The following is a 13,410-nucleotide window of genomic DNA, read 5'->3' as shown; positions in this document are numbered from 1 at the left end:
CTCAGAAATGCTAAACGTTGACAGGGCTTTCGTTTGAGGTGTATCTTAAAATCAAGCGTATTTATGACTATTTTTCGCCCATAGGGGGGAGATTCTGTGATTCAGACGAAACAAAAAGATTTACAAGAAGTACTAATTACAGCTATTACACGTGCGACGAATGAAAAAACATTGGTCAGTTTTGTAAAGCAAATAGATTGGATGGATCCACTTCTTTTTTATGCAGCAGGAAAAAGGATTGCATCCGAAAATAGATGTTATTTTGCAGATCCGGCTCAGCATGTGATATTTGCTGGAATTGGCTCTGTTTTCACTATAGCAAATTCTTCTGATAAACGCTTTCAAGATGCTCGCGAAGAGTGGAGTAAAGTGCAGAAGAATGCAATTGTTCAAAGAGAAGAGTATGAATTTGGGACAGGACCACTTTTATTTGGTGGCTTTTCATTTGATCCAGAAAAAGAACAAACGGATCTTTGGAAAGAATTTAAAGATACAACATTGTCGTTACCAGCTTTTCTTTTAACAGTCAAAAATGAAAAAGCATGGTTAACAATAAATACATTTATTTCAGCTGAAGATTCGGCACAGATAATTTATGAAGAAATTGTTTCTTTGGAAGAAAGAATTTTACAAGAATGCAAAGGCCAGCTTACAGAGGAAAAGTTAACAGTAACTTCTAAAGTAGAAGTTGACCCAAAGGGCTGGATGAATGCAATTGTAAAAGTACAGGATGAAATGAAAAAAGGAAGCGTACAAAAGGTTGTATTAGCACGGGAATTAAAACTAACGATGAACCAAAATATTGATTCTGCTCGTGTTTTAGAAGCACTCCGCATTGGTCAGCCAGATTGTTACGTATTTTCCTTTGATTATAAAGGGGCATGCTTCTTAGGAGCAACGCCTGAGAGATTAATTCGAAAAGAAGGAAAGAAATTTACATCCATGTGTCTTGCTGGTTCGATTGGTCATGGTAATTCTATAGAAGAAAGTAAACAAAATGGTGCGATGCTTCTTCATGATGAAAAGAATTTGGCAGAGCATGGTTATGTAGTAAATATGATTCGAGGCGTATTAAATGAGCATTGCGAGTCTGTTAATATTCCGCAGCAACCAGGATTATTAACAACAAAAAATTTACTACATTTATATACACCAGTTGAAGCGAAAGGTGCTGCATCACTTCTTTCGATGGTGGAAGAATTACATCCAACGCCAGCACTTGGCGGCACGCCTCGCCACGTAGCGATGAAACTGATTCGTGATGTAGAATTATTAGACCGCGGATTGTACGGAGCACCAATCGGCTGGATAGATGACAAAGGGAACGGTGAATTTGCGGTAGCCTTACGCTGCGGATTATTAAATGGTGACAAGGCATCCTTATTTGCTGGTTGCGGTATTGTGATTGATTCTGTGCCGCAACTTGAATATGAAGAAACAAGTTTGAAGTTTAGACCGATGCTTGGTGCTTTGGAGGAATTAATGAAATGAATAATCATATAGAAGCATTATCATATTATTTAGGCGCGTTTGTGGACGAAATGGCGCGTCTAAATGTATATGATGTTGTCATTAGTCCAGGTTCACGATCGACGCCGTTAGCCTTACTAATGGAGCAGCATGAACAGATAAAAACGTATTTGCATGTAGATGAACGATCAGCTGCCTTTTTTGCGCTCGGTATTGCGAAAATGAAGAAGCGCCCTGTAGCGATTTTGTGCACATCAGGAACAGCGGCAGCAAACTATTATCCGGCAATTTGTGAAGCCTTTCATTCACGTGTACCATTGCTTGTTTTAACAGCAGACAGACCACATGAACTACGAGATGTTGGGGCACCGCAGGCAATGAATCAATTAAATTTATATGGTTCTTTTGTGAAACAGTTTATGGAGATGGCACTGCCAGAAGCTAGAGAGCCTATGTATCATTATGCTCGTATGACAGTTGGGCGTGCTATTGCAAGTGCGTCCCTTGAGCCAAAGGGACCTGTCCATATTAACTTCCCACTTCGGGAACCACTCATTCCTGATTTCTCTTTAGCAGATTTATGGGAAAAAGGTCGTGGTGAATATACAGGGGCAGTTCACCAAGGAAACATGACGATGGCCAGTGAATATGTAAGTTCTCTTACAGAGCGCCTTTCAAGTATGGAAAAGGGGCTTATTGTTTGTGGAGACGATAGTCATCCAGGGATTGCTGAACCTATCATACAGTTTGCTGCTAAAACCGGATATCCAATTTTAGCAGATCCCCTTTCAGGTCTCAGAAGCGGTGAACATGATAAATCAATGGTAATGGATTGTTATGATACATTTTTACGAAATGAATTGTTAAAGGATACGTGGAAGCCGGAAGTTATCATTCGTTTCGGTGGTATGCCTGTATCGAAAGCTTTAACGCAATATATAAAGAAACAAAAGACAGCTGTTCATATCGTTGTAGATGAGTCAGGAAAATGGAGAGACCCGGCTCTTGCAGCGACGGAAGTTGTATGTGCAAGTGATATCTCATTTTGTAAAGAACTTACAGATAATATGCAAAAGAGAGAACAGAATGATTGGTACGGGATGTGGAAACATATAAACGATGCGACAAAGGAAAAGCTTCGTGAAATCGAAACATATGAAACAGCATTTGAAGGAAAAGTGATTACTGATATTGTTCATGTGTTACCAGAGGAAGCAACTTTATTTGCTAGCAACAGTATGCCAATTCGTGATACAGATACGTTCTTCTTTACAACAGATAAAAGAATCAATGTAGTGGCAAACCGTGGTGTGAATGGGATTGATGGAATTATTTCAACAGCTCTAGGTGCGAGTACTGTTTGTGAGCCCCTTGTATTAGTAATCGGTGATTTATCATTTTATCATGATTTAAACGGACTATTAGCAGCAAAATTATATGATTTAAACATAACAATTGTTATTGTAAATAATGATGGTGGTGGCATCTTCTCATTCTTACCGCAATATGAATCAAAAGAGCATTTTGAATCATTATTCGGAACGCCGCTTGGACTTGATTATGAACATATTGTAAAGATGTATGGTGGTTCATTTGCGCGTGTAAATGGTTGGGAAGCATTTCGTGAAGAAGTACAAAAAGGAACAACTGAACGAGGATTACATGTTGTAGAAATTTGTACGAATCGTGATGAGAACTTAAAGATGCACCGTGATTTATGGGCAAGTACATCGAAAATAGTTACCGAAATTTTGCAAGGTGAAGCGAAATGAAAGTCATGCTAGAAGGTGTAGCGTATGAATATGAAGTGGTCGGAAGTGGAGAACCGCTCCTACTTCTTCATGGTTTTACGGGTAGCATGGAGACGTGGCGTTCTTTTATTTCTTCATGGAGTAAGCAATTTCAAGTTATCTTAGTGGATCTTGTTGGACATGGAAAAACAGAGAGTCCCGAGGAAATTACGCATTATGATATTCAAAATGTATCACGACAAATGACGGCACTACTCGATCATTTGCATATTGAAAAAGCACATATACTTGGTTATTCAATGGGCGGAAGACTGGCGATTACGATAGCATGCTTATATCCAAACCGTGTGAAGTCTCTTTTATTAGAAAATTGCACAGCTGGACTTGAAATGGAATCGGACCGACAAGAACGCCGCGCGAAAGATGAACAGCTTGCAGATCGAATTGAATTGGAAGGAATAGACGCCTTCGTAAGCAGGTGGGAAAATATACCGCTGTTTGCAACGCAAAAAAGGTTGTCACGAGATGTACAAGAGGCGGTAAGGACCGAGAGACTTGCTAATCACCCAAGAGGACTTGCAAATAGTCTTAGGGGTATGGGAACAGGTGCTCAGCCTTCATGGTGGAATCAGCTTGAAGAGCTCTCAATGCCTGTCTTGTTAATGAACGGAGAGAGCGATCCAAAATTCTTTCAGATCTTAAAAAACATAAAAAAATGCATCCCGCACGCGGAATTTGTCAAAATTGATGGAGCTGGCCATGCAATTCATGTGGAACAACCGCAAAAGTTTGATACAATAGTAAAGGGATTTCTAAAAACTATACAGTGACACTTTTTTCTTTTGAAGAGAGTAGAACTTATAGATTAGCTAATGGACAAGTTAAATTGACTATTAGCACGATAAAAAAGGAGGTAATAGTAATGGCTATTGAATGGGTAAAAGAAGGCAATTACGAAGATATTATTTATTCCACATACAATGGTATCGCAAAAATTTCGATTAACCGCCCTGAAGTACATAACGCATTCCGCCCTAAAACGGTAATGGAGTTAATCGATGCTTTTGCATATGCACGTGATGATGCAAATGTTGGCGTTATCATTTTAACTGGTGAAGGTGGACGTGCATTCTGTTCTGGCGGCGACCAAAAAGTTCGCGGTCATGGCGGATATGTAGGTGAGGACCAAATCCCACGCTTAAACGTATTAGACTTACAACGTTTAATTCGCGCAATCCCGAAACCAGTTATCGCAATGGTAGCAGGTTATGCAATCGGTGGTGGACACGTACTTCATATCGTATGTGACTTAACAATTGCAGCAGACAACGCTGTATTTGGACAAACTGGTCCTAAAGTAGGTAGCTTTGATGGCGGATACGGTGCTGGTTATTTAGCTCGTATGGTAGGTCATAAGAAAGCTCGTGAAATTTGGTACCTGTGCCGTCAATATAGTGCACAAGAAGCACTTGATATGGGCTTAGTAAATACAGTTGTACCATTAGAAGAGTTAGAAGCAGAAACAGTACAATGGGCACAAGAAATCTTAGCAAACAGCCCAATGGCACTTCGCTTCTTAAAAGCTGCATTCAATGCAGATACAGACGGATTAGCTGGTATCCAGCAACTAGCGGGAGACGCAACGTTATTGTACTACACAACTGACGAAGCAAAAGAGGGCCGTGACGCGTTCAAAGAAAAACGTCGTCCAGACTTCGGACAATTCCCTCGTTTTCCTTGATCAAAAGCGGAAGCGGCTCGTTTAGAGTGTGAGGGGGATGGAGCTTCTGACGTAGAGGCGCAGTTTGCCTCATGGGCAGAAGCGAAGCCACCGAATAATCTAGCGGCTGTAGCTGGATGGGATCAAAAGCGGAGGTGGCTCGTTTAGAACAAGAGGGCGTTGGAACTCCTGATGAAGAGGCGCAGTTTGCCTCGCAGGAAGGAGTGAAACGACCGACTGTTCTAGCGGCTGTAGCCGGATAGATTAAAAGCGGAAGCAAAAAAGAGACTTGATTCTACATCAAGTCTCTTTCTTTCATGGAAGGAGAATGTGTAATGAAGACGATGCCCAATTGGTTAATACAGCGTGCTTTTTTAACGCCAAATCGTACTGCGATTGAGACAAAGGAAGAGAAAATAAGCTTTGCAGAATTACATGAAAAAGTATTATCTGTTTGTAAACACCTTTCCTACTTACAGATAGAAAAAGGTCAAAAAGTGGCTGTTCTGATGAAAAATGGTACGGAGATGATTACGGTAATTCATGCCTTGTCTTATATAGGGGCAGTAGCCGTACTTCTAAATACACGTCTTTCAAGAGAAGAGCTACTTTGGCAAATGGAAGATGCTGAAGTTGTTTGCTTACTAACAGACCAAGAATTTGAAACGGAGCAGGTACCTGTTTACAAATTTGAAGAAGTGGTGAATGGACCGAAGCAACCCGCAATGATTCAAGAAGAGTTTTCTTTAGAAGAAGCGATGACAATTATTTATACGTCAGGAACAACTGGGAAGCCGAAAGGAGTTATCTTAACATATGGCAATCACTGGGCGAGTGCCGTTGGATCATCGCTGAACTTAGGACTCCGTGATGATGATTGTTGGTTAGCGTGTATGCCGATGTTCCACGTAGGCGGTTTATCCCTTCTAATGAAAAATATTATGTACGGTATGCGGGTTTTGCTCGTTCCCCAATATGATCCTGATTTTATTCATGAAGCGATTAAAACAAGAGGAGTAACAATCATATCGGTCGTCTCTAAAATGCTGACGGACTTATTAGAAAGACTTGAAGGAGAAACATACCCAAACGCTTTACGCTGTATGCTATTAGGCGGAGGGCCTGCGCCAAAGCCTCTATTAGAAACATGTGTAACAAAAGGGATTCCTGTGTATCAAACATATGGAATGACGGAAACTTCTTCACAAATTTGTACACTATCAGCGGATTATATGTTAACGAAAGTCGGTTCAGCAGGAAAACCTCTTTTCCCATGTCAGCTTCGAATTGAGAAGGATGGTAAGGTTATGCCACCAAATGTTGAAGGTGAGATTGTTGTAAAAGGGCCGAATGTGACACATGGCTATTTTAAACGGGAAGATGCAACACGTGAAGCAATAAAGGATGGTTGGCTTCGTACTGGTGACCTTGGGTATCTGGACGAAGAAGGATTTTTATATGTACTAGATCGCCGTAGTGATTTAATTATTTCAGGAGGGGAAAATATTTATCCAGCGCAAATTGAAGAGGTGTTGCTTGCGCATCCGAAAGTTGTAGAAGCTGGCGTTGTCGGAAAAATGGATGCTAAATGGGGACAAGTACCAGCTGCATTTATCGTAAAAACAGATCATGTAACTGAAGAAGAAATCATTCGTTTTTGTGAAGAAAAATTAGCGAAGTATAAAGTACCAAAAGAAGTGTATTTCTTATCAGAATTACCACGTAATGCTTCGAAAAAATTGTTAAGACGTGAATTAAGGCATTTGTTGGAGGAAATATAGATGAAGTTTAAAAAGGTGACGCTTTATATAACAGAAATGCCTCTTGTCGTACCTTTTGCTGCAAGTTACGGAACGTATAAAAAGCGCGAAAGTATCGTCATTGAACTTGAGGATGCTGACGGATATATCGGTTTTGGAGAAGTCGTCGCTTTTTCTGAGCCATGGTACACAGAAGAAACTGTAATAACGGCGCTTCATATGCTTCAAGATTTTTTATTACCAGATTTATTGAAAGTGGAAATTACGCATCCGAATGAAATCCCGGGCCTCTTTCAGCATATGAAACGAAATCACATGGCAAAAGCAGGGATAGAAGGTGCTGTATGGGATTTATATGCGAGACGTCAAAACAAGTCATTAGCGACTTTACTTGGAGGAACGCAGCCAAAAATTGAAGTCGGTGTTGTAGTTGGGATAGATACGATTCCTAATATGTTAAAGAGAATTGAGATGTATGCAGAAGAAGGTTATGAGCGCTTTAAAGTGAAAATTAAACCAAAACTTGATTATGAGCTGCTGAAAGAAATACGAAGAGCCTTCCCCAAGATTCCATTAATGGCCGATGCAAACTCAGCGTATACGTTAGCCGATGCTGAGCAGTTAAAAAGATTAGATGAATTCCAGTTAATGATGATTGAGCAGCCTTTAGCAGATAATGATTTTCTTGATCACGCTAAGCTCCAACAACAGATTGAGACACCTATTTGTTTGGACGAGAGTATTCATAGCTTAGAAGATACAAGAGTGGCGATTACACTTGGAAGCTGCCGCATCGTAAATATTAAACCGGGACGAGTTGGTGGATTAACTGAGTCGATTCAAATTCATGATTATTGTCAGGAGCGCGGCATTCCTGTTTGGTGCGGTGGTATGGTTGAAATGGGGATTTCGCGTGCGCAAAATATTGCGTTAGCATCACTTCCGAACTTTACAATTCCAGGTGATATTTCAGCTTCGAGTAGACATTGGAAGCGAGATATTATTTTACCAGAAGTAATATTGCAAGACGGAAAAGTATTTGTTCCGAATGAACCTGGGTTTGGATATGAAGTAAACCGGGAAAGATTAGAAGAGATTACGAAAAAACGGATTGTATGTGAGAGGTGAATGCATGAGGCAGCAAGAAGATATATTGCAAGCCATACAGGTATATTTATTAAAGGTGCCAATTGTAAAAGTTGCATATATTTTTGGGTCTCAAGTAAGGAAAGAAGTGTTCGATCAGTATAGTTATCATATTGCAATTGAAACGAAGAATGCCTCGTATAAACAATTTCAGTGGCTATGCTTTGAGTTGACAGAAGAGCTAGAGGGAAGCGAGAAATTTGATATGGTACATTTAAATATGCTCCCCAATCCACAATTAAAAAAGCGTATCCTTCAAGAAGGAAAGCTATTTGTACAGCGTATATAAGGGCCTACGATAATTCGATTATCGTAGGCCTTTTTGTGATGAATGAGCAGTTCGTACAGTTCGTACTCATTCACGGTTATCTATAAATTCATGGTTCAATTGCATCTTTTCGTAAAACAAGCCTGTTTTTGGGAAAAACAAGCTCCTGATTTCCCATGTAAACATAATATAAATGGAATCCCCTCATTTAGAACATGATAGGATCCCCTTGTTGTTACGAATGATACTAAAGGAGGAATAGAGTAATGAGTGAAAAGTGCGATCACAATCATGACCATCACCATCATCAGCATATAAGACACGGCTGCGGAGGCGGCTTTGCGCTTCTAATTGTACTGTTTATTTTATTGATCATCATCGGTGCTAGCTGCTTCGGTGGTGGATGCGGTTACGGTGGCTATGGCGGTTATGGTGGCTTTGGTGGTTACGGCGGCGGTTACTGCTAACAAAAACTATTGAAAATAGCCTTGTGCATGCGCACAAGGCTATTTTATTCAAATTTTAAGACGTTGTGATAATTTATTAATGTAAAAGGAACGGATTAGGAAAAAGAAAATAATCTCGATGGTCCCAAATAGAGTTAATACGAATAGTAATTCTTTTAATAATGAAAATGAGTGTATAAATTGTAAAAATTGAATAGCGAATATCGTATGCACAGTAGCAACGATATAAGGTACAAAAAATAGAATTGCCAATTGAATGGTTGCAGAATGGAACATTTCCGTTTCTGTTAACCCAATTTTTGTAATGGTAATATATTTCTGTTCTTCCCTTGTTAAATCGTTATACATTCGGAAGTATAAAACGCTAGCTGCACCCATAAAGAAGATGACGCCGAGAAATGCACCGATAAAGAAACCGGAAACATTATTTTGTTTACTATAAGACAGTTCGTCACTAGCCGTAAAAATAGAGAATGGGATGGGTGTTTGTGTGTTATTATTTTGTTCTTTAGATTTAGAAATATTGTCTCTATCCTCGTTTGTTACTTTTAAAATATTTGTTGTTGGTAAAAGGGCATGTTCCCAGTTTTCCACTATATAATTATAAATTGTCATCGTTTCGATATGAGGAATCATCATTTCCACTACATAATCTTGCATAACCAGAATATAAGGAAGAGCAAACTTTGGCCCAATTGCTTGTTCAGAAAAGCCATTTATATGAAATGTTTTTTTGTTAGATGCGATCGTAATATTTTCTCGCTTTTCAAAAGGATGCATGGTTAAGCTTCTGACAGCTTTTGAGTAATCCGAAACAATATAGGTTTCGGATTTATCCAGCTGAATCGTCGGTCTGTTTAATAGTGTTGAAAGCTGATTATAATCACTTTCTTTCATAATGGCAATATCGATGTTAAAAGCTTGATCTTTTAATACGGTGAATTTGTTTTTTTTATATTGAAATTCGTAATTTGTTAACTCTCTTTCGATTATATCCGTATGCTTTTTTTCAAAAGGATTTTTCTCATCAGATATATAGGTGAAAGGAAACGGATAATCTGCTACAATTGCCGCTTTTGTGTAATTATTCATTGCAAAAAGTGACGTGATAATCGTGAATGTAAGCGCAGATAGCATCGTAACGATAAATAACATAGTAATATTACCACGTGTACGTGTTGCTAAATCCGAGATCCAAAGCATGTTAATTTTTTTCATATAAAAACGACGTCTCTTTTTTAATAACCAAATGAAAAGAAACAGTGTTTGTGAAAACAGTAAATAGGTTCCAATTGTTACAAGTGGAATGATTGATAATGGTGGAACAATAGCAAAGCCGCTTCGAATCGTTTTCTCTGATACATAACTTTCCGGAACACCAGCAATATAATAGCATCCTACTAAACAAGCCAATCCAAAAAGTGACATGAGAATAGATGGGCGTCTCTCTTTTTTTTGTAGACCTTCATCTTTTATTAAACGCATTGTTTTGCGCGTGCGAATCAATATAGGTGTGAAAGTAGAAACAATCAAAAATAAAATGATAAATGTTATGGTCGTTATGATAATCGCTTTTGTTGGCCAATATAAATAAAGTCCTTTTACACCCGTTAATTTAGAAGTAACTAGTAGAAAAAAGTTAGAAAACACAAGGCCAATTTGAATGCCAACAAAAATTGCTAATATTCCAATCATCATATTTTCCATAAACACAAGTCGTTTTAATTGTTTCTTTGAAATGCCAAGAATGGTCAAAATACCGAATTGTTTTTTACGTACTTTTAAAAATGATCCGACAGAATAAAGGAGAAAAAAGAACGAAAACATAACGATGACAAATTGGGCCATCCCAATTAAATTCATCAGTGGTCCTCGCTCTTGTAAGCCTTGTAAATGCGGGTGATACGAATACACAGTAAATGAAAAGAAAACTGTAATTGAAAATACACTGCTTACAAAATAGGCAAAGTATGCTTTTGAATTACGAGAGACATTTTTAAATGCAAACTGCCAAAATGTCATCCGCGTCTTCCTCCGAGTAATGCCAGTACATCTAAGATTTCTTGATAAAACTTTTCACGATATAGACCGCGGTGTAACTCATTGTAAAGTTCCCCATCTTTAATAAAAATCACGCGGTTGCAGTAACTAGCTGCAAATGGATCATGTGTCACCATTAAAATGGTAGCTTGCTCTTCTTTATTTAATTTTGTAAATAACTCCATTACATCAATTGCTGCTTTAGAGTCTAGATTTCCTGTTGGCTCATCAGCAAGCAAGAGCGATGGATGATGAATAACAGCACGAGCTACTGCGGTGCGCTGCGCTTGTCCACCAGAAACTTCAAAAATCCGCTTATTTAAAATATGATCAATTCCAAGTTTTTTTGAGATGTTATCAAGTTTTTCATCCATTTCTTTAAGAGGAACGTTATCTAAGGTTAATGGTAATACAATATTCTCACCGATTGTTAACGTATCTAATAAGTTAAAGTTTTGAAAAACAAAGCCTAATTCCTGACGGCGGAAAACGGCTAGTTTTTCTCTGCGGAATGTGTGAGGCTGTTTTCCATTAATAAAAACCTCTCCAGCAGTAGGAGAATCAATTGTTGAAATTACATTTAAGAAAGTAGATTTACCGCTCCCTGAAGGCCCCATAATTGCGACAAACTCACCTTTATCCACATGCAAATTAATATTTTTTAAAGCAGTATGAGGAACTTTCCCCTCATACACTTTTGAGACATTTTTAATGTGTAATACTTCTTCCATAAAACTCACCTTTCTATTTTTTAAAGCTTAATATGATGCGATAATTTTTGCATATATAAGGAACGGATTAACAAGAAAAAGATAATTTCAATCGTTCCAAAGATTGTAAGAACCACTGTAATCTCAGCAAATAACGACAGATTTATGACTTCTTGCAACATTTTTGTAGCAAAGATTGTATGAATGGAAGCTATAATATATGGAACAAAGAATAAAATCGCAAGCTGAATGGTTGCTGAGCGCTTCATCTCAGACTCCGTTAAACCAATCTTCGTAACGGTAATATATTTTTCTTGCTCGTTTGTTAAATCCGTATACATTCGGAAGTAAAGTACACTTCCAGCTCCAATGAAGAAAATAACACCAAGGAACGTGCCAATTAAAAAGAATGAAGCGGTACTTAATTTAATTTCGTATAGTGTATTACTTGCTTCCTCCATCATATATAAAGGCTCTGTAGATGAGATGTTGTGTCGCTCTTTTGTTAATTTATCAAAATACTCTGCAGCGATTTCATGTGTCTTTTCCCAGTCTTTTACTTGGAAATTATAAAGCGTCATATGTTTCATGTTATTCGATAAAGCATGTACTGTATCATCAGATAAAATCAATATTTGTGATGTCCATCCAGTTGGTATCACGCTAATAAATTCGTAACCTTTTACATGTAATGTATGTCCACTTTGAGAAAGTTTGACGCTTTTTTGCATGTACTCTTCTTGCATGGGTACCAATACGTTTTGATACCCGTACCCAGGTAATATATATGTTTCATCCGTCTTTACAGAAAGTTGCTTACGATGTAAAGTAGTTGCAAGCTTATTATAGTCACTTTCCTTTAATACATATGCCTCTTGTTCATAAGTAGTCGTTTCATCCTTTTGTAATGAAATTGCATATAAGTCCGTTTCGAACTTTTTATATGAAAATTGCTCTTCGCTAAGTCGCTTTTCTAACCAGTCCATATGCTGCGTGACAAGTGGATTGTTGTCGTATGAAAGATAGGTAAATGGAAATGGACTATTGTTGGTAACATCGAGTTTTATAAACTTCCCAAATCCATATATAAATGTAATCATTGTAAATGCAAGGGTAGATAGCATTGCTACAATAAACAGCATATTAATATTTGTCCGAATGCGGTTTGCTAAATCTGAAATCCAAAGCATATTAATTCGTTTCATATAAAACTTCCGTCTTGCTTTTAAAATACGAATGAGCAGGAAGCTAATTTGTGAAAAGAAAAAATAGGTTCCCATTGCAACTAATGATGGAATAACGAAAATACTAGAAACAATGTATATAGATCCTATTTCAGTACCAAGTGATACAAAGTATTTTGGATTTCCAGCTAGCACATAACCGGAGAATAAACATATAGCACCGAATAGAGAAATAAGTATAGATGGCTTTCGTTCTTTTTGTTTCACTTTCCCTTCCTTTAGAAGTCGCACCGCTTTTCTTGTTCGAATGAGTATAGGAGTGAATGCTGATACGACGATAAAGAGTCCAAGAAAGATTACAGCTGTTAAAATGATGGCTTCTGTTGGCCAATATAAATATAGTCCTGGGGCATATGTAATTTTCGCTGTTACTAATAAGAAAAACTGAGAAAATACAAGTCCGAATTGAATGCCAAAAAAGATAGATAATACTCCAATTAACATATTTTCTAAGAAAATAAGTCGTTTTAATTGCCTTCTGGATATTCCTAAAACAGTTAAAATACCAAATTGTTTTTTTCGAACCTTTAAGAATGTACCGATGGAGTAAAGTAAGAAAAAGAACGAGAAGAACACGATAACTACTTCCGAAAATATCATTAATCCTGAAATTCCATCAACCAAGTTAGACCCTTGTAATCGAGGATGAAATAAATACACCGCAAATGAAAAGAAAACGGCAATGGAAAATGCACTACTTATGAAATAGGCGAAATAAGCCCTTGAATTTCGGGTTACGTTTTTAAATGCAAACTGCCAAAATGTCATGCTGTATACCTCCGAATAGAAGATATAGTTTGAGTCGTGTTGCAAAAAATGTATGAGAGTGAATTC

Annotated in this window: 12 protein-coding genes; 9 read left to right on the top strand and 3 right to left on the bottom strand. The window is 37.9% G+C overall.

The annotated features are described in order from the left end of the window. The first annotated feature begins 96 nt into the window (after window positions 1–96). From QRY57_RS23870 to QRY57_RS23830, 9 genes are all read left to right on the top strand, one after another. Window positions 97–1,491: an isochorismate synthase gene (locus tag QRY57_RS23870; protein WP_286016292.1), complete on the top strand. Its 1,395-nt coding sequence runs from the start codon at window positions 97–99 to the stop codon at window positions 1,489–1,491. Continuing rightward, the gene (menD, locus tag QRY57_RS23865; protein ID WP_286016291.1) at window positions 1,488–3,242 is read left to right on the top strand and encodes a 2-succinyl-5-enolpyruvyl-6-hydroxy-3-cyclohexene-1-carboxylic-acid synthase; all 1,755 of its coding nucleotides are present in this window, start codon (window positions 1,488–1,490) and stop codon (window positions 3,240–3,242) included. Before QRY57_RS23870 ends, menD begins: the two co-directional genes overlap by 4 nt. Beyond that, window positions 3,239–4,051, top strand: coding sequence for a 2-succinyl-6-hydroxy-2,4-cyclohexadiene-1-carboxylate synthase (gene menH, locus QRY57_RS23860; protein WP_286016290.1), 813 nt, complete (start codon window positions 3,239–3,241; stop codon window positions 4,049–4,051). Before menD ends, menH begins: the two co-directional genes overlap by 4 nt. Before the next feature lie 92 nt (window positions 4,052–4,143). Next, the gene (gene menB, locus QRY57_RS23855) at window positions 4,144–4,962 is read left to right on the top strand and encodes a 1,4-dihydroxy-2-naphthoyl-CoA synthase (protein ID WP_026593873.1); all 819 of its coding nucleotides are present in this window, start codon (window positions 4,144–4,146) and stop codon (window positions 4,960–4,962) included. 116 nt (window positions 4,963–5,078) lie between these two features. Further along, on the top strand, window positions 5,079–5,204 hold the full coding sequence (locus QRY57_RS23850; RefSeq protein ID WP_286016289.1) for a hypothetical protein: 126 nt from the start codon (window positions 5,079–5,081) through the stop codon (window positions 5,202–5,204). A 72-nt stretch (window positions 5,205–5,276) separates the two neighbouring features. Then, window positions 5,277–6,722 carry an o-succinylbenzoate--CoA ligase gene (locus tag QRY57_RS23845; protein WP_286016288.1) on the top strand — a complete coding sequence of 482 codons (1,446 nt, stop codon included), beginning with the start codon at window positions 5,277–5,279 and terminating at the stop codon, window positions 6,720–6,722. Continuing rightward, window positions 6,723–7,829 (top strand): o-succinylbenzoate synthase, encoded by a 1,107-nt coding sequence (gene menC, locus QRY57_RS23840; RefSeq protein ID WP_286016287.1) that lies wholly within the window; start codon window positions 6,723–6,725, stop codon window positions 7,827–7,829. A gap of 4 nt (window positions 7,830–7,833) precedes the next feature. After that, a complete protein-coding gene (locus QRY57_RS23835; protein ID WP_090688192.1) occupies window positions 7,834–8,136 on the top strand; it encodes a nucleotidyltransferase domain-containing protein in 303 nt (100 codons plus the stop codon). A 245-nt stretch (window positions 8,137–8,381) separates the two neighbouring features. Continuing rightward, window positions 8,382–8,582 carry a YjcZ family sporulation protein gene (locus tag QRY57_RS23830; RefSeq protein ID WP_026593869.1) on the top strand — a complete coding sequence of 67 codons (201 nt, stop codon included), beginning with the start codon at window positions 8,382–8,384 and terminating at the stop codon, window positions 8,580–8,582. A gap of 48 nt (window positions 8,583–8,630) precedes the next feature. Here the strand turns inward: QRY57_RS23830 and QRY57_RS23825 are convergent, their stop codons facing one another. From QRY57_RS23825 to QRY57_RS23815, 3 genes are read right to left on the bottom strand one after another with little or no spacing between them, the layout of a single operon-like run. Beyond that, window positions 8,631–10,604 (bottom strand): FtsX-like permease family protein, encoded by a 1,974-nt coding sequence (locus tag QRY57_RS23825; protein ID WP_286016286.1) that lies wholly within the window; start codon window positions 10,602–10,604, stop codon window positions 8,631–8,633. Then, entirely contained in the window at window positions 10,601–11,353 is a 753-nt protein-coding gene (locus QRY57_RS23820) for an ABC transporter ATP-binding protein (protein WP_026593867.1), read from the bottom strand. Before QRY57_RS23820 ends, QRY57_RS23825 begins: the two co-directional genes overlap by 4 nt. 20 nt (window positions 11,354–11,373) lie before the next feature. After that, a complete protein-coding gene (locus QRY57_RS23815; RefSeq protein ID WP_286016285.1) occupies window positions 11,374–13,344 on the bottom strand; it encodes an ABC transporter permease in 1,971 nt (656 codons plus the stop codon). Window positions 13,345–13,410 lie beyond the last annotated feature (66 nt).

The sequence above is a fragment of the Bacillus arachidis genome (genome assembly GCF_030285945.1).
Lineage (GTDB): Bacteria > Bacillota > Bacilli > Bacillales > Bacillaceae_G > Bacillus_A > Bacillus_A arachidis.
The sequence above is the reverse complement of the archived record's forward strand: the minus strand, read 5'-3'. Positions and strand labels throughout refer to the sequence as shown.

Coding starts and splice junctions, on each gene's coding strand:
- QRY57_RS23845 (WP_286016288.1), top strand. CDS start 5,277: ATGAAGACGATGCCCAATTGGTTAATACAGCGTGCTTTTTTAACGCCA.
- menH (WP_286016290.1), top strand. CDS start 3,239: ATGAAAGTCATGCTAGAAGGTGTAGCGTATGAATATGAAGTGGTCGGA.
- menC (WP_286016287.1), top strand. CDS start 6,723: ATGAAGTTTAAAAAGGTGACGCTTTATATAACAGAAATGCCTCTTGTC.
- menB (WP_026593873.1), top strand. CDS start 4,144: ATGGCTATTGAATGGGTAAAAGAAGGCAATTACGAAGATATTATTTAT.
- QRY57_RS23830 (WP_026593869.1), top strand. CDS start 8,382: ATGAGTGAAAAGTGCGATCACAATCATGACCATCACCATCATCAGCAT.
- QRY57_RS23820 (WP_026593867.1), bottom strand. CDS start 11,353: ATGGAAGAAGTATTACACATTAAAAATGTCTCAAAAGTGTATGAGGGG.
- QRY57_RS23815 (WP_286016285.1), bottom strand. CDS start 13,344: ATGACATTTTGGCAGTTTGCATTTAAAAACGTAACCCGAAATTCAAGG.
- QRY57_RS23850 (WP_286016289.1), top strand. CDS start 5,079: ATGGGATCAAAAGCGGAGGTGGCTCGTTTAGAACAAGAGGGCGTTGGA.
- QRY57_RS23835 (WP_090688192.1), top strand. CDS start 7,834: ATGAGGCAGCAAGAAGATATATTGCAAGCCATACAGGTATATTTATTA.
- QRY57_RS23825 (WP_286016286.1), bottom strand. CDS start 10,604: ATGACATTTTGGCAGTTTGCATTTAAAAATGTCTCTCGTAATTCAAAA.
- menD (WP_286016291.1), top strand. CDS start 1,488: ATGAATAATCATATAGAAGCATTATCATATTATTTAGGCGCGTTTGTG.